16 protein-coding genes are annotated in these 22,638 nt (G+C 33.2%); 4 read left to right on the top strand and 12 right to left on the bottom strand.

Translation table 11 applies throughout. The features are described from left to right. Nucleotides 1-85: 85 nt before the first annotated feature. Complete coding sequence (locus tag EYY60_RS01215; protein ID WP_132987589.1) at nt 86-1,642, top strand: hypothetical protein; 1,557 nt, start codon at nt 86-88, stop codon at nt 1,640-1,642. Nucleotides 1,643-1,729: 87 nt separating this feature from the next. On the opposite strand, the gene EYY60_RS01210 is transcribed toward EYY60_RS01215, so the two are convergent. Further along, nucleotides 1,730-2,044, bottom strand: coding sequence for a GIY-YIG nuclease family protein (locus tag EYY60_RS01210; RefSeq protein ID WP_132987588.1), 315 nt, complete (start codon nt 2,042-2,044; stop codon nt 1,730-1,732). Nucleotides 2,045-2,235: 191 nt separating this feature from the next. Between EYY60_RS01210 and EYY60_RS01205 the strand changes: the two genes are divergently transcribed. Both EYY60_RS01205 and EYY60_RS01200 read left to right on the top strand, forming a co-directional pair. Further along, nucleotides 2,236-2,424: a hypothetical protein gene (locus tag EYY60_RS01205; RefSeq protein ID WP_132987587.1), complete on the top strand. Its 189-nt coding sequence runs from the start codon at nt 2,236-2,238 to the stop codon at nt 2,422-2,424. A gap of 11 nt (nt 2,425-2,435) precedes the next feature. Then, on the top strand, nt 2,436-4,247 hold the full coding sequence (locus tag EYY60_RS01200; protein ID WP_132987586.1) for a hypothetical protein: 1,812 nt from the start codon (nt 2,436-2,438) through the stop codon (nt 4,245-4,247). 49 nt (nt 4,248-4,296) lie between these two features. Here EYY60_RS01200 and EYY60_RS22405 read toward each other — a convergent pair whose 3' ends face one another. From EYY60_RS22405 to EYY60_RS22215, 11 genes are all read right to left on the bottom strand, one after another. Further along, on the bottom strand, nt 4,297-4,560 hold the full coding sequence (locus EYY60_RS22405) for a YMGG-like glycine zipper-containing protein (protein ID WP_235832263.1): 264 nt from the start codon (nt 4,558-4,560) through the stop codon (nt 4,297-4,299). A gap of 450 nt (nt 4,561-5,010) precedes the next feature. Next, nucleotides 5,011-6,285: a kynureninase gene (gene kynU, locus EYY60_RS01190; protein WP_132987584.1), complete on the bottom strand. Its 1,275-nt coding sequence runs from the start codon at nt 6,283-6,285 to the stop codon at nt 5,011-5,013. Nucleotides 6,286-6,612: 327 nt separating this feature from the next. Further along, nucleotides 6,613-7,662: a tRNA preQ1(34) S-adenosylmethionine ribosyltransferase-isomerase QueA gene (gene queA, locus EYY60_RS01185; protein WP_109190745.1), complete on the bottom strand. Its 1,050-nt coding sequence runs from the start codon at nt 7,660-7,662 to the stop codon at nt 6,613-6,615. A gap of 364 nt (nt 7,663-8,026) precedes the next feature. Continuing rightward, the gene (locus EYY60_RS01180; RefSeq protein WP_132987583.1) at nt 8,027-9,256 is read right to left on the bottom strand and encodes a 3-phosphoshikimate 1-carboxyvinyltransferase; all 1,230 of its coding nucleotides are present in this window, start codon (nt 9,254-9,256) and stop codon (nt 8,027-8,029) included. A gap of 98 nt (nt 9,257-9,354) precedes the next feature. Further along, complete coding sequence (locus EYY60_RS01175) at nt 9,355-9,681, bottom strand: nucleotide pyrophosphohydrolase (protein ID WP_012022600.1); 327 nt, start codon at nt 9,679-9,681, stop codon at nt 9,355-9,357. Nucleotides 9,682-9,683: 2 nt separating this feature from the next. Next, entirely contained in the window at nt 9,684-11,675 is a 1,992-nt protein-coding gene (locus tag EYY60_RS01170; protein WP_132987582.1) for a DUF3857 domain-containing protein, read from the bottom strand. 3 nt (nt 11,676-11,678) lie between these two features. Continuing rightward, nucleotides 11,679-13,691 carry a DUF3857 domain-containing protein gene (locus EYY60_RS01165; RefSeq protein ID WP_132987581.1) on the bottom strand — a complete coding sequence of 671 codons (2,013 nt, stop codon included), beginning with the start codon at nt 13,689-13,691 and terminating at the stop codon, nt 11,679-11,681. Between the two features lie 26 nt (nt 13,692-13,717). Then, nucleotides 13,718-15,625: a DUF3857 domain-containing protein gene (locus tag EYY60_RS01160; protein ID WP_132987580.1), complete on the bottom strand. Its 1,908-nt coding sequence runs from the start codon at nt 15,623-15,625 to the stop codon at nt 13,718-13,720. Between the two features lie 63 nt (nt 15,626-15,688). After that, nucleotides 15,689-16,141, bottom strand: a complete 453-nt coding sequence (gene dtd, locus EYY60_RS01155) for a D-aminoacyl-tRNA deacylase (RefSeq protein WP_132987579.1) — start codon at nt 16,139-16,141, stop codon at nt 15,689-15,691. 133 nt (nt 16,142-16,274) lie between these two features. Then, nucleotides 16,275-17,252 carry a ribosome small subunit-dependent GTPase A gene (rsgA, locus tag EYY60_RS01150; RefSeq protein ID WP_132987578.1) on the bottom strand — a complete coding sequence of 326 codons (978 nt, stop codon included), beginning with the start codon at nt 17,250-17,252 and terminating at the stop codon, nt 16,275-16,277. Nucleotides 17,253-17,392: 140 nt separating this feature from the next. Further along, nucleotides 17,393-21,067 carry a VIT domain-containing protein gene (locus tag EYY60_RS22215; protein WP_162847831.1) on the bottom strand — a complete coding sequence of 1,225 codons (3,675 nt, stop codon included), beginning with the start codon at nt 21,065-21,067 and terminating at the stop codon, nt 17,393-17,395. Between the two features lie 238 nt (nt 21,068-21,305). Between EYY60_RS22215 and EYY60_RS01140 the strand changes: the two genes are divergently transcribed. After that, nucleotides 21,306-22,355, top strand: a complete 1,050-nt coding sequence (locus EYY60_RS01140; protein ID WP_132987577.1) for a sialidase family protein — start codon at nt 21,306-21,308, stop codon at nt 22,353-22,355. Nucleotides 22,356-22,638 lie beyond the last annotated feature (283 nt).

Raw genomic sequence — 22,638 nt, 5'->3', positions numbered from 1 at the left:
TAAAATGATGTAACCAAATTGGCAAATAATGTAAATATTCTTCTTTTCTAAAGTCTAAATTTATGTATTTAAAATTAATACATAAATGTCGATCTATAAAAAAATAGCAATTGGGCTAATTTCTCTTTTTCTCATCCTAATTTCAGTCAATATTGGCTTGAATTATTGGATAAAAAAACAGCTTCCCATTATTGTTCATGAAAAAAACAAAACCGTTTATAACATAAATTACGAAAAAATTGAAGTTTCGCTTTTCTCTAGAAACATTTACGCTCAAACATTATTAGTAAGCCCGAAGAACCAACCGAAAGACAGCAAAAACGGCCTTTTTTCTAAAATAGAATCCATAACGATTAAAAATTTTAATATTTGGGATTTAGCTTTTCGCGATATTATCCAAGCCGAAAGTATTATCATAAACAGACCACGTGTAATTCTGTATAAAAAAGGCGAAAAACTCATCAACAACAGCAAAAGCATTAAAAACGAAATAGTCGAACCTTTTCAAAAAATCGTCGGCGTTTCAAATATTTATCTGAATGACGGAACTGTCGATGTGGTTTCTTTAGATACACAAAAACCAATTTTCAGCATTAAAAAAATTCTTCTCAAACTAGAAGGCATTTTAATAACTGATGCCACTTTAAAAGAAAAAATTCCTCTTCATTATAAAAGTTATGCTTTAGTCTGTGATAGTTTATTTTATCGTCCGAGTGAATTTTATCATATCACAATTGGAAAAATAAGCACTGAAAAGAACTTTTTGAAGATTAATAATTTTGCTAATATTCCGCAGTTTACACGTCCGGAATTTATAAAAAGACTTAAGGCGGAAAAAGATATTTACACGCTAAAAGTAGATTCGGCTAACATTCAAAAAATGGATTGGGGATTTAAAGATGATCGTTTTTTCTTCAAAGCCAATTCTATTGTAATGAATCATTTTGATGCGAATATCTACCGCGGAAAAATGCCAAAAGACGATTTGAGCAAAAAATACCTTTACAATCATTTACTTCGAAACATTAAATTTCCACTTCAGATTGATACGCTTCAGGTTTTGAAATCGAAATTGGTTTACGAAGAAGAAATGGATTTTTCCAAAAGTCCAGGAGTTCTAACTTTCGACAATTTTAACTTGCAGGCAACCAATCTGCGAAGTGGTTTTGGGTTGAAAAAAACCGACGATGTAAAGATCAAAGTAAAAACCATTTTCATGAAAACTTCTCCACTTGATGTCGATTGGAGTTTTAATGTTTTGGACAAAAGCGACGGTTTTCATATTCAGGGCGTAATTTCAAATTTTGATGTTCGAGCGATGGGGCAATTCAGCAAACCGTATATGAACGCCACATTTACGGGAGCTTTTCATAAATACCGTTTTAATTTCTACGGAAATGATAATGCTTCAAAAGGAAATGCATCTCTGGATTATGATGATCTAAAAGTGAAATTATACAAAAAGAAAGATCCTGAAAAAGAAGCCAAATTAAAATCGGCAATCGCGAATTTATTAGTCAAAAACGATTCTAAAGACAAAGCCAAAACAGCCGATGTTGAAATCGAAAGAATTCAGGAAAAATCATTCTACAACTTTTTATGGCGAAGTATTGCTGAATCATTGAAGAAGATTTTGATATAAAAATCACAAAGATTTCCCTCAATCTTGTCATTCTGAGGAACGAAGAATCTTCGTCAGAAACTCTACAAAGTATTTCGACATAGTAACTCAACTAAAGATATAATTCAAAAAATCCAAATCAGGATTAATTGTTTTAATTAATTCTATTTTTCTATCTCTAGTCCAGCCTTTTATCTCTTTTTCACGGCCAATCGCTTCTTGAATCCAAGTAAATTTTTCATAGTATAACAAAAATTCAACTTTATATTTTGAGGCAAAAGTTTTATTTTCTCCAGTAATATTCTCTTTATGTTGACTTAAACGAACTCTTAAGTTATTGGTCACTCCGGTGTAAAAGACTGTTTTAAATTTGTTTGTTATAATGTAAATGTAATACGTATGGTAGCCTTCATGTAATTTCATGAAACTACATTAATTCTTTTTTCTTATGAAAAGAAAGAATATTCTTTCTTTTTCATGTTTTATTAGTACCTTATCGAATTAGTAGCGAGCTTTGCATCTTTAGATTGCGGAACTACTTACGAAGATCCTTCCTTCGTCAGGATGACAAAGATTTCGTGAAAACTGAAACCTATTCTCACTTTTGTCATTCTATGGCACGAAGAATCCTCGTAAGAAATTCTACAAAGATTGGCGATTTGGATTGTGGAGCCACTTACGAAGATCCTTCCTTCGTCAGGATGACAAGATTGTATAATTCGTGGTGGAAAAACTTTACCCGCAAACCTGACAATTATCAGGTTTTAGGAAAATCCTTTTTTCAATATTTGTCTTTATTTTAATCTAAAGACAAATGACAAAAACGCCTTTACATACTTTCCACATACCTGTAATGGGGCTTGCATACACGATTGACAGTCCGATACGCGTGGCACAATACGGAATTTCATCTGTTATTGCTCTCGCTGATGATGATTTGATTGAAAAAATGCGCAACTTTTATAGCACCAAATTCAATATTCCTTATGAAGAAATCACTCAGAAATTTCATGATTATCGCGCTGAAAGAATTACATCTTATTTGAATTTAGTTGACAAAATTGTAAAAGAAAAATTCGAAAGTTTCAAATCTGAATTAGCAGAAAGCAAAACAGCTCTCGAAAATTTCATGTCGATACTCCCGAATACCTCTGACATCAAAAAAGGCTTTCAGAATTTATTGGACGACGGAATTGCTTTTAAAGAAAACATGCAGCATTATATAGAATCCCATCTTTTTCCCGGAGAAATTGACGTGAACATTATGACGAAATTAGACAAGGATAATTTCATAAAAAACGAACAACTTCCGATTGAGTTTAATGATGCACATGCGGCTTTGAGAGGTTTTGCAAACAGCAATCTGGAATCTTCTGTTGTGCTTTCTGCCGGAATGAATCCGAGATTGTTTGGCTACTTCGAAAATTTTGCAGCTTTTTTTCCAAATGAAAATAATGAGCTGAAAAAGAAAATCATTTTAAAAGTTAGTGATTTTAGATCCGCAATGATTCAAGGAAATTTTTTGGCTAAAAAGGGTCTTTGGGTTTCAGAATACCGAATTGAATCTGGATTAAACTGTGGCGGACACGCCTTTGCAACTGATGGACTCTTATTGGGCACAATTTTAGAAGAATTCAAGCAAAAAAAAGAGCAGTTGATACAATCTGCCCACGATTTGATGATTAAGGCCCTACAAGCAAAAAATCAATATTGCCCGAAAACCCCACTTGAATTGAAAATTACAGTTCAAGGTGGCGTAGGAACCGCAGAAGAACATGAATTTTTGCTAGACAAATATCAAGTAGATGCTGTAGGCTGGGGTTCTCCGTTTTTATTGGTTCCAGAAGCAACTTCTGTTGATAAAGAAACCCGAAATTTATTGATGAACGCTAAAGAAGATGATTTTTACTTGAGCAACATTTCACCTTTGGGAGTTCCATTTAATACTTTAAAAGGCACAACAAATGAATTTTTAAAACAAAAAAGAATTCAAGAAAATAAAGCCGGAAGCTCTTGCCCGAAGAAATTTTTAGCGTTGAGCAAAGAATATGATCCGCATGGAATTTGTACTGCTTCGAAAAAATATCAGGATATAAAACTGGAAGAATTGGAAACCAAAAAAGATTCTATAACTAATTCCGAATTCGAAAAAAGCAAAATCAAGATCACCGAAAAATCATGTTTGTGTGTTGGTTTGGCAAATGCTTCGTATTTGGAAAATGATATTAAAATTAAAGGTCAGGCGCAAGGTGTGGTTATTTGTCCGGGACCAAATTTGGCATATTTTGATCAAGAAGTTTCCTTAAGGCAAATGATACAGCATATTTATCAGGGAAAATCAATTTTAAGAACCAATGATCGTCCAAATATATTTATCAAAGAACTGAAAATGTATGTGGATTATTTCAGAAATGAAATCGAAAGCATTTCTGGAGAAGTCACTGCCAATCAGCTAAAAAAATGGACTTCTTTTAAAGCAAATATTTTAGAAGGGATTGAATATTATCAAACCCTGTTTTCTGAAACTTTGTACTTCAAAACCGATGGAGCAAAGATCAAAAAACAATTCGACTTTTATAAATCAGAATTAAACGCAATTCAAATCCCGACTTTGCAATTAGCCTAAAACAAAACGCCGATTTAAATATTTTAAATCGGCGTTTCTTTATATAAACTTATTCTTTCTTCTTCTTATTGCTGTCAATTATAGCACCTGTTCCAGCGCCTACTCCAGCGCCGGCCAATCCACCAATAATAGCACCTTCACCTTTTTTCTTGCTGACAATTGCTCCGGTTGCTGCACCAACGCCCGCACCAATTACAGCGCCCTTAGCCGTTGAACTCCATCCTTTCTTTTTTGTTGTTGTGGATGTTGCTGTTCCATCTTGCTGATGAACAACCACGGTTTTTTGAGTTTCCGTTTTTTGTTCTTCCTTCATCTTAGCCATTTCAGTCTTCATTGAATCAATAACACGCTGTTTGCTAATTTCCACCTTCATTGAATCAATACTGGCTTGCTTGGCTTTATTTATATCCTCCTTACTCTGATTTTGGCAAGAAGTAAATAATATAATTGCGAGTAAAATAGATAAGCCCTTCATGATTTTAATTTTTAAAATTTATATCACAAAGTTCCGACAATCTGATACAATGCTTGTTACAGAATTTTTTTTAAAGTTTATATGATTAGAAGATTTTTATGTTGTTTCTCGCAGTGTTCTTATTAAAGTCGAATGTTTTAATCGCGCAAAGTCGCAAAGTTTTTTCTCTTTTTTGTAGTTACAGATTTTTTTCACGCAGATTTAAAAAAGATTTAAGCAGATGCTCGCAGATTATTTATAGAAATCATTTTAAATCTGCTAGAATCTGCAAAATCTGCGTGAAATAATTTACTCCCCTAAAATTCCTTTTTTCAGAATTTGTCCAAAGTCGTACATATCTTCATAAGAGCAATATAAAGGAACTGGAGCAAGACGAATTACATTTGGTTCGCGCCAATCTGTTATTACTCCGTTTTTCATTAAATAGTCAAATAAAGCTCTACCTTCTCCATGAAGAAAAACAGATAATTGCGAAGCTCTTTCTTCTGGATTTGAAGGTGTAATAATTTCAAAAGTACTCTCTACTTCTTTATCGATTTCTTGAAGAATAAATTCTAAGTACGAAGTAATATGATCACGTTTTTTAATTAAAGCATCCATTCCAACCTCAGCAAACATTTCTACAGAAGCTAAATAAGGCGCTAATGAAAGAACTGGAAGATTACTAATCTGCCAGCCGTCTGCACCGTGAACAGGATCAAAAGTAGGTTCCATTTTGAAACGACGTTCTTTATTGTGTCCCCACCATCCGGCAAATCTTGGTAAATCTGAATTATGATGTTTTTCATGAACAAAGCATCCTGAAGCATTTCCTGGACCCGAATTCATATATTTATAACTGCACCAAGCAGCAAAATCTACATTCCAATCATGAAGTTCTAATTTGATATTTCCAGCAGCATGTGCTAAATCCCAACCCACTTTTGCTCCAACTTTTTGTCCGGCAGCAGTTATAGTTTTAATATCAAAAACTTGCCCCGTGTAATAGTTTACGCCACCAATCAAAACCAAAGCAAGCTCATCGCCTACTTCCTCGATTTTAGCTAAAACATCTTCTAGACGAATATTATGTTCGCCCTCTCTTCGTTTAATTTCTACAATCGCATCCTCGGGTTTATATCCATGAAAATTTACTTGGCTTTGAAACATATACTGATCTGATGGAAAAGCTTTTTCTTCACAGATAATTTTATAACGTTTCCCTTTTGGCTGATAAAAAGAAACCATTAATAAGTGAAGATTTACGGTCAAAGTATTCATCACCGTAACTTCTGATGGAAGTGCTCCAACAATTTTACTCAATGGTTCAGCAAATCTTTCTTGATAATCCCACCAAGGTTTTTCAGCATAAAAATGACCTTCAACTGCCAATTCAGCCCAGTCATTCATTACTTCATCAATATATGCTTTGGTACGTTTTGGCTGTAATCCTAAAGAGTTTCCTGTAAAATAGATCACTCTTTTGTCATTTACTTTAGGAAAAATAAATTGTTCCTGATAGTGGTTTAATGTGTCTTGCGAATCTAGCCCTCGTGCAAATTCGCGTGTATTTTGAAAAGTCATTGTTTTTTGTTTTGGATGCTAAAATAACAAAAATTGTTTGTTTTGTTTCAGGTTTAAGGTTTCAAGTTTATATACTTTGTGTTTTTTTAACCGCAAAGTTCGCAAGGATTTTTATCAAGGTTAACGTTTACAAACGCTAAGTTCGCAAAGCTTTGCGTTCTTTTGCATTCGGCAAACACAAACTGAGCAAAAAAACCTTGCGAACTTTGCGTTTAAATTTCACAACGAACTTCAAACTTGAAACCTGAAACTTGAAACCATTAAAAAACAGAAAACCCGACAGCTTCTAAAAAACTGTCGGGTTCTTATTTTGAAAATAAATTCTAATTAAAGAATTAACATTGCGTCTCCGTAAGAATAGAATTTGTATCCTTCTTTGATTGCTTCTTCGTATGCTTTTTTCATTAAATCATGTCCACAGAAAGCAGAAATCATCATTAATAACGTTGATTTTGGTGTGTGGAAATTGGTAATCATACAGTTTGCAATACTAAAATCGTGAGGAGGGAAAATAAATTTATTTGTCCATCCTTCGTAAGGATTCAAAGTATTCGCAGAAGAAACAGAACTTTCGATTGCACGCATAGAAGTTGTTCCTACAGCACAGATACGTTTTTTCTTTGCTTTTCCTTCGTTTACGATATCACAAGCTTCTTGAGTAATGATTAATTCCTCAGAATCCATTTTGTGTTTAGATAAATCTTCAACCTCAACTGGATTGAAAGTTCCTAAACCAACGTGTAAAGTTACCTCAGCAAAGTTCACTCCTTTGATTTCTAATTTTTTCAAAAGGTGTTTTGAAAAGTGTAAACCAGCAGTTGGTGCCGCTACAGCTCCTTCTTCTTTTGCGTAGATTGTTTGGTATCTTTCAGCATCTTCCGGAGTAACATCTCTGTTGATGTATTTTGGGATTGGAGTTTCTCCAAGTTCTGTCAATTTGTTTCTGAATTCTTCATAAGAACCATCGTATAAGAAACGTAAAGTTCTACCACGCGAAGTTGTGTTGTCGATTACCTCAGCAACTAATGAATCGTCATCACCAAAATAAAGTTTGTTACCAATACGGATTTTTCTAGCAGGATCTACTAAAACATCCCAAAGGCGTTGCTCAGAATTTAATTCTCTTAATAAGAAAACCTCAATTCTCGCTCCCGTTTTTTCTTTGTTTCCGTACAAACGCGCAGGGAAAACTTTTGTATTGTTAAGAATTAAAACGTCTCCGTCATCAAAATAGTTGATAACATCTTTAAACATTTTATGTTCGATCGTGTTTTTTTTACGGTCAATTACCATTAAACGAGACTCATCTCTGTTTTCTGCTGGAAATTCAGCCAAAAGTTCTTTCGGTAAATTGAAATTGAAGTGTGATAATTTCATATTTGAAGTTAGATTTTAAAATATCAATCTTAGATTTTTTTATCTAAAATTTTAAATCGCTTGCAAATATACGATTGTGAAATAGGCGTTGTCAAGTGTTTTGACGTTTATTTTCAAAAGTCCTTGATTTTGTGAGGTTTCGAGAACCATTAAAATGTTATTTTGCACCATATAAGAAATACAAGTTCATTAAAAAAGTTACAAAGTTGCAAAGTTACAAAGCAACAAAGGCTCTGAGGCTTTGAAAAACTGTCAGGTGTTTACTTTTAAATACACATAAAAAAAACCTCTGGTTAAAACCAGAGGCTATATTTATCGAGCTTTATTTAAATGAACTTATATTTCTTATATGGTTCAAAAAAAATTACAATTCTGATATTTGAAAGTTTAAAGCTTTTAAATCGTTCCAGAAATCTGGGTACGATTTTGAAACTACTCCAGCATCTTCAATAATAATTGGAACTTTAATTGCTAAAGGTGCAAATGCCATCGCCATACGGTGATCATTATATGTTCCGATTTTTACGTCGTGATTGATATTATCAGATTTTACCAAAGTCAAGCTGTCGTTTGTAACCGAAATATTAGCTCCTAATTTTGTCAATTCAATTCTTAAAGCTTCAAGTCTGTCTGTTTCTTTAATTTTTAAAGTGTGAAGACCAGTTAAATGACATCCAATTCCTAAACCTAAGCAAGTTACCACAATAGTTTGTGCAATATCCGGAGTATTATTCAATTCAAAATTTACGTCTTGATAATTGAATCCTGCTACTTTTTCCAAAGTCATTTTGTTGTTTTGGAAAGTCGTTTTCACACCCATTTTTTCATAAAGAGAAACTAATTCTGAATCTCCTTGAAGGCTGTTTTCTTTATAACTGCTCAAAGTAATTTTTGCAGATTCAGATAAAGCTACTAAACTAAAGAAATAAGAAGCCGAACTCCAATCCGATTCTACCACCATTTCTTTTGATTCAACCGACTCTTTAGGGAAAACTTTAATTACGTTTCCTTCAAAACTTGTTTTGATATCCAAATCAGTCAGCAAAGCCAAAGTCATTTTGATGTATGGAATTGAAGTAATTTCTCCTTCTAATGTCAATTCTAAACCATTATCTAATTTAGAAGCTACAAGCAAAAGTGCCGAAATATATTGGCTGCTAACATTTGCTGCCAAGTTTACTTTTGAAGCCGTAACTTTTTTTCCTTTGATTCTGATTGGCGGATAACCTTCTTCTTTTTCATAAGAGATCTCAACTCCCAATTGTCTTAAAGTATCAACCAAAATTTTGATTGGACGTTCCTGCATTCTACTAGAACCTGTCATTACCACTTCTCTGCCTTCGTTTACAGCAAAATAAGCAGTAAGAAAACGCATTGCCGTTCCCGCATGGTGAATGTCTACAATTTCGTCATTTCCAGCCAAAGCTTTTTGCATAACTTCACTATCATCAGAATTTGAAGTATTGGCTAAAGTAATATTTGGGAATAATGCTTTTAGTAATAATAAACGGTTCGTTTCACTTTTTGAACCAGTAATATTTAGTTGCGAATCATCAATTGTGAATGGTGAATTCGTCGTTAATTTTAAATTCATGATTTTGATTATAAGTTGCGAATTATTAGAAATATAATTCGAGTGCGCAATTTACCACTCCTCGTTCGTAAATCAAAATTCACACTGAAATTTCACAATTATTTCAATTTATCATTGTTTTTGTGACGATCTTTATCTCTAACCGATTTTAAATCCATTTTTTTGTCAAAAGCGGCCTGTAAATCAATTCCGGTTTGATTCGCCAAACATAAAACTACGAAAACAACATCGGCTAATTCTTCACCTAAATCTTTGTTTTTATCACTTTCTTTTTCTGATTGTTCTCCGTAACGGCGTGCAATAATTCGGGCAACTTCTCCAACTTCTTCTGTAAGCTGTGCCATATTGGTCAATTCGTTAAAGTAACGAACACCGTGTTCTTTTATCCAAGTATCAACATCTAATTGTGCATTTTTCAAATCCATTGCTATATTTTTTTAAGGACAATTTTTTCATTTTGGCTGGCAATGACTTGTTGGAAGAGTTTTTTTAATCCATCATAATCGCCAGCTGCAAAAATACTATTGTTTATTTCTTTGATACAGCTAATTTGAATTTTATTTTCGAGATTTGAAATATTTAAAGTATAAGTGATTTCTTTGTTTTGCGATGTAATACGAATTGGTTTTGGCATCGATTCTATTGTGTATCCAGTTGGAATTTCGAGACTCAAACTAATTTTTTCCAGTGTAGGATATCCAAAATAAATTCCCATTTGCCTTGTTTCCTGAGTAAAAGGGTTTTTAGATCGAGTAAAAAACAGAAGTGGATTAATAAACATTTGTTTTCCAATAATTTCAACAACATTATCAGATGCAAAATCAAAAGTTTCGATTACTGGATCTGAAAAATTAGCCTTCGCGTTTTCAATTTTATAATTGGCGATTTTTAGATCTCCCAGTTCTTCTTCATACTTTTCAAGATAATTTTCCTGATTTTGTTCTGAATGTTTTGATCTGAAATTATAAGCATCATAATCTGTTCTTTGAATTCTCATTTTACCGTCAACTTTACCGGTTTCATTTATTTTGCCAAAAACAGTCGAAAATTCTTTAGACAATGCAGTTGGGTCTAGATTGATTTCTTGCGAAGATCCATCAATTTTAATCAGCCTTCCTTTCCAGTTTAAAATATTCAATGGCAATATGTTTGGACATGTGTATTTACGGGTTGCGTCCAGCAAAACTAGTTTTCCGTCTATGAGTGCGCCTCCAATCACATAATTGAAACCTGTTCTTGTTGGATAAACAGGCACACCATTTTCTATTGTACTCACTAAAACTGGATTTGCATCAATACCTCCTAGTTTTAGCATATTGATTAAAATGAAATTAATTTCGGCTACATTTCCAGTTTGATCAGTGTAGGCTTTTGCAATTCCTTTATCAGTATAATAATCATTTTCCTCATTCCAATGCATTTTATTCTGAACATATTTAAAAATGATATTCATTCGATCATTCTGCGATTCAACTCCGGTCAATAATCTTTTGACATCATCGACCAAGAAATCTTTTTGATTAAGTTCTTTTCCGAAATGTTCATTTTTAAAAATGTTTGTTGCAACACCTTCCCAAGTAAGTGCATAATCTTTATCAGGTTTATCTGGATAACGAACGCGTTCGATTTCAAACTGAATACAACCTCTATAATTATCGACATTATTTACATATGGTTCATCTTTCAATGCAGGAACATCCTTTCCTTTGTACAAAGTACTGATTTGCTTAAAAGAAATTATAGTCGATTGATTATGTTCATTCTCATAACTCTGACTTCTTCCTTCTAATTTCGCATCAGACTCTATAGGATAATTTCCAATAAGAATTGGCTTATAAATAAAGTATTCTGGAATCTCTGTTTTATATTCTACATAATTTACAGGAATATCATATTGAATTTCAAAATCAGGCAATTTTACAATATTCTCTGATTTCAAAACATATTTGTATTCAATAACTGAACCCACTTTTACATTAGGAAGCGTTATTGTTTTTTCTTTCCAAAACTTATTGACTTTTTTCTTAAAAGCCCCTTGATTATCGAGTTTTGTTTTTACAATTGTGCCATTTTCCAAATTGTATGTAATCGCGTTTGAAAACTCCAAACGATCTTCGTTTAAATTTTCATAACCAATATAAAAACGAGCTTTTTGATCGGCCCATTTAAGTCCTTCTTTTTTGTAGATTTTGATTTTAAACTCGTAAACATGATTGGCCGAAAAACCAACATCTTTGTTATAAGTAAAAAAAGTTCGCCCCTTTTTAAACAAAATAGCGGCCGGAGCCGCTGTATCTTTTGGATTTGATCTTTCCTGCAGTTCAGCAATTGTAACTTTCCCAAGTTCGTAACTTTGAGATTGTCCTTTTAGCGAAATGAGTAAAAATAAAATGATAACCCTTAAACCTGAAAACTTCATTTTCTAAATTCTTTTTAAAACAATTTTTTCTGTTTCTTTCGCAATCATTCCTTTGTAGTATTCTTTAAGCATTTCATATTTTTCTGCAGAAAAAATTGCCTCGTTAATTTGGCTTGCAATAGAAAATTGGACAGTATTTCCATTTTGAGCAACTACAAATTTAAAGCTTCCTGCATTGTCTTCCATATTTATCGCTGCTGAAGCTGGCAAAGTTTCAACCGTAAATCCATCCGGAATTTGGATATTGATACTGTATTTCTCCAATTGTGGGAATCCAAAATCTACAGGATATTCTCGAACTTCCTGTTTAAACGGATTTTTATCATTGGTAAAAAACAACATCGGACTAACATAAATCTTGCCTCCAATTATTTCGCACAAATCATTTCCTGTAAATGAATAGGTTTCTATAGTAGGCAGTAAAATTTCTTTTTCATTTGTTCGGGTGTAATCGTTGATTTCAATTTTTCCGTTTTTGTTTTCTAATTTTTCCAGATAATCTTCTTGTTTAACACCATCAATTCTTTCTCTTGTTATTAGTGCCATGTGATCTGAACATTGTCTTCTGGTTTTTCCTGATATTTTCCCTTCGGCATCAATACTATAACTCATAAAAACGACATCATTTGATAGTTTTTTTGGTGTCAACTCAATTTCTTCAGAAGTGCCATCTTTACGAATCAATCTTCCGGTCCAATTAATGGTTCTAAAAGGAAGAATATTTGGCGTTGAAAATTTGTCAGATGCATCTAATAACAAATAACCTGTTGGCGTTTCAACCGCAGCAATTACATAATCAAAAGCTGTTCTGTTAGGGAATAATGCTATTCCGTTTTCACGTGTACTCACCAAAACTGGATTTGCCTCCAAACCTGAGTAACGAAGCATTGAAGTCAACATTAAATTAATATCGCCAATATTTCCAGTTTTTTCTTTATACGCTTTTTTAACTCCGTTGTCACAGTCATAACCTCTATAGCCATTCCATTTCACATTAGATTTCACATGATTTAAAATAACCCAAATTTTCTCTTCTGGCGTATTTTTTCCGGCTAGAAGGGCTTTTAGATCATCTTCATAATAACCTGTTTTGTTTAATTCTGGACCAAAACTTTCGTAATCATAAATGGTTTTTGCAACTGAATTCCAATCTGTAGAATACATTTTCATTTGTGAATTTGGAAACTTTGTCATCGATAATTCATGCTGAATACTTGAAACATAATTATCCATATTATTGACAAAAGCTTCCTCTTTAATGGCTGGAAAATCTTGTGCTACATAGGTCGTTCTTGTTTCAGTATAATCAATTTTATCTGTACTAAATGTCGTTGTAGAAACTTGCCCTTGAGATCTTTCTTTATTTGTAAAAATTATCGATTTTGGACTTTTTTCAACCGTCATTTTAGGAAAAACATATCCTTTTTGCCTTGAATTAAAAACATAATACTCCGGAATAGCCGTCATAAATTCCGAATAATTTACTGGAATTGTTTCTTGAAATTCCCATTCTCTTATCGCTCGATCACTTGGACTTTTGATGGTATATTTATATTCAATTACTGAACCTTCCTTTACATTAGGCATCGTGATTTTCTTTTGAGATCTGAATTTATTCAAAACTTCGTCAAATGTTCCTTCTGTTTTAAGCTTCGTTTTCTCAATTTTACCATTTACTAAATTGTAGGTATAAGCATCTGAAAAATATACTTTTTCAGTAAAATTAGACTGTTTGTAATACCAAACCGCCTTATTTGCCCAGTCGTAACCTTCTTTTTTATAAATTTTAATTCGGGCTTCTACATCGGTCACAGTCACAAAACCGTCTGCTTGATCGTACTCAATTCTTGCTTTTCCCTTTTTGTACAAAATAGCTGCTGGTGCTGCTGAATCTTTAGGATGTATTTTTTGCTCTAATTCGGCAACAGTTACTTTTCCTAGTTTGAATTCTTGAGCTGTTATTTTTGAAAAAAGCAATAGGGTTATTGCAAGACTAAAAAGTTTAATTGGTTTCATTTTGGCAATTCTTGGTTAGTTTATTATTAGTTTTTGGTCAATATTATTTTGGCATTATCATTTTTTGAAACCTGTTCCATAAAAAGGCGATATTCATCGTATTCTTTATTCGAATATTTTCCTTTGTTCAAAAACATGCTTCTTTTGTAGATGAGCTTATTATTATCTTTTTTGATGATTTCAGTTTTGTACTCTCCAAATTTCCCTTTCAACTCATAATTAGTAGGAAGAAACTCGACCGAAAAACCAGCTGGAAGGTTTACTTCAATTTCATCTGAATCCAAATAACCTCGCTGAATTTCAAATGGATTTTTTCTGTTTCTGATACGCTTCACACTTTGATTATTTTGATTGAAAACATCCAGAGCAAAAATCATTTTGTTTGCAGAAATAGAAGCATAATTTATTGCGCTTAGTTGTACATCTTCGGTAAAACGAATATTCTCCTTATCGTTTGAAAATGCGATTTTGCCTAATTTTAGATTATTGATATTATCCCAATATTCTTTATAATGCGCTTCTTTTTCTGTTGGCTGATAATTCTCGATTCTGAATTTCTCATTGTATTGAGAACCTTCAGACACAATTGAAATTGAACCTGAAAAATTTCCGTTTTCATCAATGGTGTAAATTCCTTTATCTTTTTGGGCATTTCCTTTGTCATCATATACTTTTGTTCGAACGATTTGGCCACCTTCTGGCTTTACTACTAAAACATCTCGGTCGTCTGTAAAAGTCCCTTGATAACCGAAAGGATCATCTTGACTTGTACATTCCAGCCAAGTGTAATTATCACCATTTGGAATTGCCAAAATCATATGATTTCCCTGCATTGAAACAAAATCAGACTGAATATTAGATTTATAACGGTCGCCATATAAAATGGTATTGTACGAAGGCACATCAACTGCCTGCAAAAGTGCTTTTGTATAGTTAGACAAAGCTTTACAATCTCCATATCCTAAACGATCAACGTCGCTTGCCTGCATTGGTTTCCAACCGCCAATACCAATTGCAATGTTTACATAACGTGATTTTTTTTGGACATAATCATAAATGATTTTTGCTTTCTTGATTGGATCTTTTTCATTACCTACAAGCGCTTTCATTTTTGCTTTGGTTTCTTCTGGCAAAGTTGTAGTTCCTGCAAGAATCTTTTCTCCGTACCATTTCCCAAATGCTTCCCAAGTTGTTGCAGTTCCGTCAACACCTTCTAAATGAAATTTCTCTAAACCCATTATAATTTTTGGAAATAAATCTCCAGGAGACGGACTCAAATCTTCGGCTTTTTGTGCCAAAATATTCGATGCAACATAGCTCAGCTTTGTAGCAGTTTCCTCTGTTTTTTTTATATTAAATCCTGCAAACTGAAATTCCTTTTTCTTAAAACCTAAATCTCTTGGAAAAGCAACATTTAGAACACATTTTTCAACGCTTTCATTGTAATCACTTATAAAATACCATCGTGGTAAAAAAGCAGTGTTTGAAGTTTCTGTTTCACAATTATAAGCAATCGTAAACGGATATGAAATTGGTGTATAATTTAGATAAACCACTCGGTTATCTGAGAAAAGCGTACTGCCGCTTACCGCACTTTGATCTCTAAAATCTTTTCGCTTTATTTTTTTGATTTCATTGCCGGCCGCATCATAAACAATCGCTTCGATACTATTTATTGAAGTTGTTTTGTCGTAGTGCTCATAAGCTTCAATATCAGAAAGTCCCTTGTCGTTTAAAACAGTTACCACTCTTTGCTTTTTGACGATCATACTTCGTTGCGAAACAATGTTCACATCCATTTGGTCTAGTCGTACGACCGCATTTGCATTTTGTTTTAAACTATCTGGAATTGCAACAACAGCATAGTTTGCTTTTTGAGCATAAAAATTAAGCGTAGTTAAGAATAAAAATAACGCAAAAAAGGGGTTTTTCATTAGTAAGTAATTTCCCCAAATATATATTATTTTTAGAAATCCTTAACATTTGTTTATATTTTTTTACTCTCGATTTTTGCTGTCCATAACGATCGTTACGGGACCATCATTTAAGAGACTGACTTTCATATCGGCGCCAAAAATTCCAGTTTGGATTTTTTTATTGAATTCCTTTTCTAATGCTTTAACAAAGTTCTCATACATAGGAATTGCGAAGTCTGGTTTTGCCGCTTTTATGTAGGAAGGACGATTTCCTTTTTTTGTAGAAGCATGAAGTGTAAATTGGCTAACTGCAATAATTTCGCCATCAATATCTTGAACCGAGCAGTTCATGACATCATTTTCATCGCCAAAAATTCTCATTTTAATGATTTTCCCGGCAAGCCAATCAATATCTTCCTGAGTATCGGCATCTTCAATTCCGACTAAAACCAATAAACCTTTTTGAATATCGGCAACAATTTTAGAATCGACTGTTACTGATGCTTGGGAAACTCTCTGGATAACTACTCTCATTATTTTTTTTTAGCCACAGATTATATGGATTAAACAGATTTTAAATTCTGACGTTAGATGCACTGCAGTGCATCTCTACAATATAATTTCGTTTGGAATTTGGAATTTATAATTAACCATTTACAATTCACAATTATTTCCTCGTTTCATCACTCGCAGCGCGATCTTCACCATAAGTATCGGTACGATAATGCTCTTCGTCGCCTTCGAGGATTTTTAGATAACTATTATAACGTGACCAAGCAATTTCATCTTTTTCTAAAGCTGCTTTTATGGCGCAATGCGGTTCTTCTTTATGTAAACAGTTGTTAAACTTGCATTGATCTTTTAATTTGAAAAATTCCGGAAAATAACCACTAATTTCTTGCGGTTCCATATCTACAATTCCAAAACCTTTAATTCCTGGCGTATCGATAATTCTGGCATCAAAAGACAAATCATACATTTCGGCAAAAGTAGTCGTATGCTGACCTTGCTTGCTTTGTTCTGAAATTACAGTCGTTTTTAAATGAAGGCTTGGTTCCATCGCATTTACCAAAGTTGATTTTCCAACTCCTGAATGTCCGGAAAACATGCTTACTTTGCCAATCATCATTTCTTTGAGTTTATCAACACCTTTATTTTCTGTAGATGAAATTCGGAGACATTTATATCCTATTTCAGAATAAATGTGCTGCAGATAAAGCTGATCGTCTAAAGTCTGATCATTCAGCGTATCGATTTTATTAAAAATCAGAATCGCTTCAATTCCGTATGCTTCGGCAGTAACCAAAAAACGGTCAATAAAACTTGTAGTTGTTGGCGGATTATCGATTGTGACCAATAAAAAAACCTGATCGATATTTGAAGCAATAATATGAATCTGCTTAGACAGATTAACCGATTTACGAACGATATAATTTTTTCTTTCGTGAATATTATGAATCATTCCGGTTACAGCATCTGAAGTTTCCTCCAATTCATAATCTACAATATCGCCTACAGCAATTGGGTTGGTACTTTTTATACCTTTAATTCTAAATTTCCCTTTCATACGGCATTCAATAAAATCTCCATTTTCAGATTTTACGGTATACCAGCTTCCTGTAGATTTATAAACGGTTCCTGTCATTCTTTAATTTTAGATTGTAGATTTTAGATTTTAGATTACTCTTTTAAACCTAAAAAATAAAAGGCAAAATTACGTTTTTAGAATGGAACAACGCAACTTCGCCTTTTAAAATTGAAATCTCTAGTTTGAATTTATGAATGTTACCAAGTGATTTCGGCTAGAACATCATTTTCTTTAACTTTTCCTAACTGAATTGTTTTCAAAGTTCTTGATGTTTTTCCTGCTTTTGTTGTATAAATTTCGACCATAATTGTCGCTGGGCCGTTTTCAGTTAATTCGGTTTCTCCAAAATAATTGGTTTTAATTTGGTACTTCCCTTTCATAGCATTTCGAATTATATATTGCTCTGGCCCATACCCTTCTGTAAAATCTTTAGAAAATCTGCCTCCAATTTGTGTAGAAGTGTGGCTGTAATAACATTCTTCATTTGTTGGTTCAATTACATGCAAATCTAAATCAACATCCATCTGGTTCCAGTTCATGATAATTCTGATATCAACCGGCATTTTTGCGATATATTTTTTATCTAATTTCCCTGTTTTCAATCCCGGATGCTCACTCATCAATCTGTTGATATCCATTAAAACAATATCTTCAACACCTTCATATTGCCCGCTCATTTCTCCGTAATAATTTACCTCAAGTGATTTTACTAATTCATCAAATGCCGCTTGATATTTTCCAGCATCTTCTAGCGTTAAAGCATAATCTCTAAGACTTTGCGGCTCATGTTCTCTCCATTTTGCAACTTGTTTTGCGGTAAAAACGGCATCATCATAATCTTTCCATTGACGCAAAGTATAAGTCAACGTTTTATAAAGTTGATGATTCTCTAAACCTAAATCGGCAATATTGCTAAGAATCAGCAACGCTTTTTTAACGTCACCTTGATTGTAGAAAAAGTGTGCCACATCAAAATAAAAACTTGGGTTTCTCTCTTGTGCTTTTCTTAATTCGAAATACAAATCATATTGTTTTTCTTTTGGCGCCGAAGCCAATGCTTTTAAATACAATCGATCTGGGTTCCAACTTTTTGTTTGGACAATTCCACTATTTGAAGTTTTCTTTTTCGTTGTTATAATAATAACCCCATTTGCTCCTTTACTGCCATAAGCAGAAATTCTCGACTTATCTTTCACAACCTCTACCGTCTCAATATCATCTGATTTTAAATCGGTCAATTCTCCTTCATAAAACTGACCATCAACTATAATTAAAGACTTTTTCGATTCATCGTCTAAATATCCTCGATCTAAATTTGTTTCGCTTTGAATAGTTTTTGCAACCTGACCTGCGACTTCGGGTTTTAAATCTTTTACAGCATCTTCATTTTTTACAGCACTTCCAGCGGAAACACCTACAAGATCTCTTTTCCTTTGAGTTCCGTATCCAACTATAACTGTTTCTTGAGGTTCTACAATAATTTCGTCTTTTCTTATTACTTCACTACCAACTTTTTTATCTTTTAATTCAGTGATTTTTGGTGTGTCCTCTGATTTTGCAACAACTGGTGGAACAAATTTTACCTGATCAACTTTTGATGCAGCAGTGTTATATACATTATTGTCTTCTTCAATTACTGTTGTAGCCGTTCCCGCACCAACAGGCTCATCAATTGTAAGTGTCGCATCTGGATCTCCTTTTATGGTTTCATAACCAACTGTAACAACTTCTTCCAATCTGTTAGCGTTTTCTCGTAAATGTATTGTAACCATATTATTTCTGCCCACATTTACTTGAGTAGATTCAAAACCAATATAACTAATTTCAAGTTCGCTGTTCGCTGGAGCCTGTATAGTAAATTTGCCATCAAAATCAGTCTGGGTTCTTGTTCTTGTTCCTTTTAAAACAACATTTGCACCAGGCAATAGTTGACCTGTTTGATCCAATATTAAACCTGAAACAAATCCAGCAGCAACATTTGTGTTTCTTTGCAAAACTGGCTCAGTAACATTATTATTATTTGATCTTTGTATGTTGCTATTTTTCGATTTTGCCACTTTTTTAGGGCCTGAATACTTAATATTTTTTTTCCACCAAACATCTAATCCATTAAAATAACTTTCAATACTTTCCCAGTTATTTTTTTGCTGAGCTAAAGTTGCATCACGTTCCTGCTTTTTAATTTGATCAAATTCAGCACGCAATTCTGCCGGCGGTACAATATCATACAAAATATAATCTCTCACATTTTCAAGAACAATCAGCGACGTGTTTTTAGTAACAATTCCGAATTTCTTTCCAAGAAGCTCAATTTCATCTGCATTTTTAGCGTATTGCAATTCGAGATTGGCGATTTTTTTCTGTACCCAAAGTTTCTCCACATTAATATCTCCTGCATTTTGGGCAGAAGCATCAAGTATAATTTTTCGTTCCAAAATAGCTTCATTTCCATAACCAAAAAGAAGCGTAATCTCATTTTTTGGATTTAAAGAAATTCCTGAAAAACTGAAATTTCCAGAAATCGAAGTTCCTTCCATTGGAAATAAATCGGTTACTGTCAAATTCTCTTTTATTCCTAAAAATTTCAAATTGGTATTTGTCAATTTATCCAAAACTATTTCAGCATTTATCTGATTTAAATTGATAAAATTACCGCCAGTTTTCGTTGACGAAAAATTCAGAAAAGCAAAATCAGCAGAAACGGAAGAAGTAATAGTATAAATTGGCTTTTTTGTTTTTGGCAGAAAGTTTTCACTCAAAGATGATAATCCATCTGTAAAAAACAAATATTCATCCTGACCTGAAAAGTTCAATTGCGAAAAACGAGTTCCGCCATCGTATCTTGTTTTTTCTAAAACAGCTTTTAGAGCAGACCAATTTCCTTCAGAAATAATATATTCTTGTTGCTTATCAAAAGTATAATTCAAAAAGTACAATGTAACTTTTGTATTTTTTATCTTCTGAAAATAAGCATCCAATAAACTCAATTCTTTCTTCAAATCACGATTTTGACAACTCAAAGAATTATCCCAAATCAAACCAATTGAAGCGGGTGATTTTTTAGCGGTTTTATTTCCTTCTATAAAAGTATTTCCATAAAAATAATATTGTCCGCCAGCGTCTTGCATTACGACACTCGGAATATTTTGCTGGATCGGAATTTTAAAAACTAATTTTTCGTCAGGCTGATAATTCTCCTTTTTAACTGAAGCCTGAAAAGCTTGGTTCCATTTTGAAAAAGCAATTTCTTTTCCTGAATTATCAGTAACAATTGGTGCTGTTGAAGTTCCTAAAACCGAAACATAGATTTCAAATTTATCCAACTTTTTAGGATAACGGCTCAAAAGCTGATATGCCAAATTATCCTTGTCAAAAGCCGAAAGTTCTTCTTCATAACCAATAACCACAATTCTTTCTCCATTTGGCATTAATGGATAAATTCTCGTTTTGAAATTATTCCCGTCGACTTTCTCCAACAATCCCGGATCAACGCGGCGATGTTCGATTGCCTCAAAAACCTGTTTTCCTTTATTTTTATTTACAGGAACAGCTTCTCTCAATTTCCCATTAATGTCAATAGCATATCTGGAAACCGAAACATTTTCTGGCAACGGAAAAATAAGTTCTGCCTCCATTTGTCGTGTACCCGAATTAAAAAAATGCATTTCGGCAGTTGTATAAGCGATATTGCCAACCACTTTTACATTGACGATAAGCTTGTTCATTCGCACTTTTTCTGCCTCTTCACCTTTCACGGTAAGTTCAGGACTTTGTGCAAAAGTTTTTGTTCCAATGAAAAACAAAAAGAAAAACAACACATTCCAATTCATTTGAAAAATTCGCGGCGCAGACGAAAACAATTTTAATTTCATGATACAAAAATTAAGGTTCATATTGTTATAGAGAACAAAAAACTGCAAAAGGTTGGGAAGATAATTATTTTATTTTTACCAGTTTAATCTGAATTCAAAATAGCAATAAGTTTATCTTTAGTGACCTTGTAAATCATATCAAATTATTTAATTATATTCAGCGAGTAAACAAGTAAATAATAGTTAAATGATACAGATTTTTAAATCCATCATTTAACATCTGAAAAAAAAGAATAAAATGACATCAAAAACAAAATCTGCCATAACTGCTTTATTGGCAATCTTTCTTATTTCCAACGGATTGAAAGCACAGACAAAAGCAATTAATATAGAAAGCAGTTATATTGCAGATCCACCCGTAACGAAAGCCAGCCACGCATCAACTTTAGTGGAATACAAACCAAATGAGATTTTAGCAGCTTGGTTTGGAGGAAAATATGAAGGAGCTAAAGATGTCGGAATTTATATTTCAGCTTATAAAGATAAAAAATGGTCGGCGCCAAAAGAATTGATTCAGCCCTTAATAAAAGGTGCAGATACACTGCCTTGCTGGAATCCGGTTCTTTTTAAAGCTAAAAGCCAGAATTTGTATTTATTTTACAAAGTAGGAAAAAACCCGAGAGAATGGTTTGGAGCTATGATTGTTTCCAAAGATAAGGGAACAACTTGGGGAGAACCAAAATATCTTCCAGAAGGAATTTACGGGCCAATTCGTAATAAACCAATCGAAACTACTCCAGGCGTAATTTTATGTGGGAGCAGTACCGAAAGTGTTAATACTGACGAATGGAGAATTCATGTTGAAGAATATACAGAAGCAACAGATTCTTGGAAGAAAATAGCCGTAGAAAACAATCAGAACTTTAATGTCATTCAACCGACATTTTTAATTCATAGTGCAACGGATATTCAGATGTTATCCCGAAGCAAACACAATAAAATAGTTTCTAGCTGGTCTGGAGATAACGGAAAAAGCTGGATTAGAACCAATACCATCAATGTGGTTAATTCTAATTCAGGGATAGATGCTTTAACCATAAATAAAAACCTTTTTTTATTAGTAAATAATCCATTACCGCAAGGAAAAGACTGGTTTAACGGAAGAACTATTTTGGACGTAGAATATTCAAAAGATGGTCTGAACTGGAAAAAATTATTTGATCTGGAAAAACAGGAAAAAGGCGAATTCAGCTACCCGGCAATCATTCAGACTACCGATAAAAAAATACATGTTTTATATACTTATGATAGAAAGTACATCAAACATACTGCATTCGATTTGAATTAATCAGTATAACATAAGAGCTCTTAAATCGTAATCATCTTAGTGTGCAATGTAAATCTGTGAGTGATTAATTTTTCTCGCAGATTTTGCAGATCAGCAGATTTATTTTCTATCTGAAATTAGTACAAAAAAAATCTCCAGAGCCTGAAAGCAATAGAGATTTAATATTAAAACGATCTGTTTTTATCTGCTTAATCTGTAAAATCTGCGGGCGAAAATTTTCTCGCAGATTTTGCAGATCAACAGATTTATTTTCTATTTGAAATTAGCACAAAAAAATCCCCAA

This window comes from Flavobacterium zhairuonense, from assembly GCF_004352915.1.
Taxonomy (GTDB): Bacteria; Bacteroidota; Bacteroidia; order Flavobacteriales; family Flavobacteriaceae; genus Flavobacterium; species Flavobacterium zhairuonense.
Note: the sequence above shows the minus strand (reverse complement) of the source record. Positions and strands in the feature narration are given on the sequence as shown.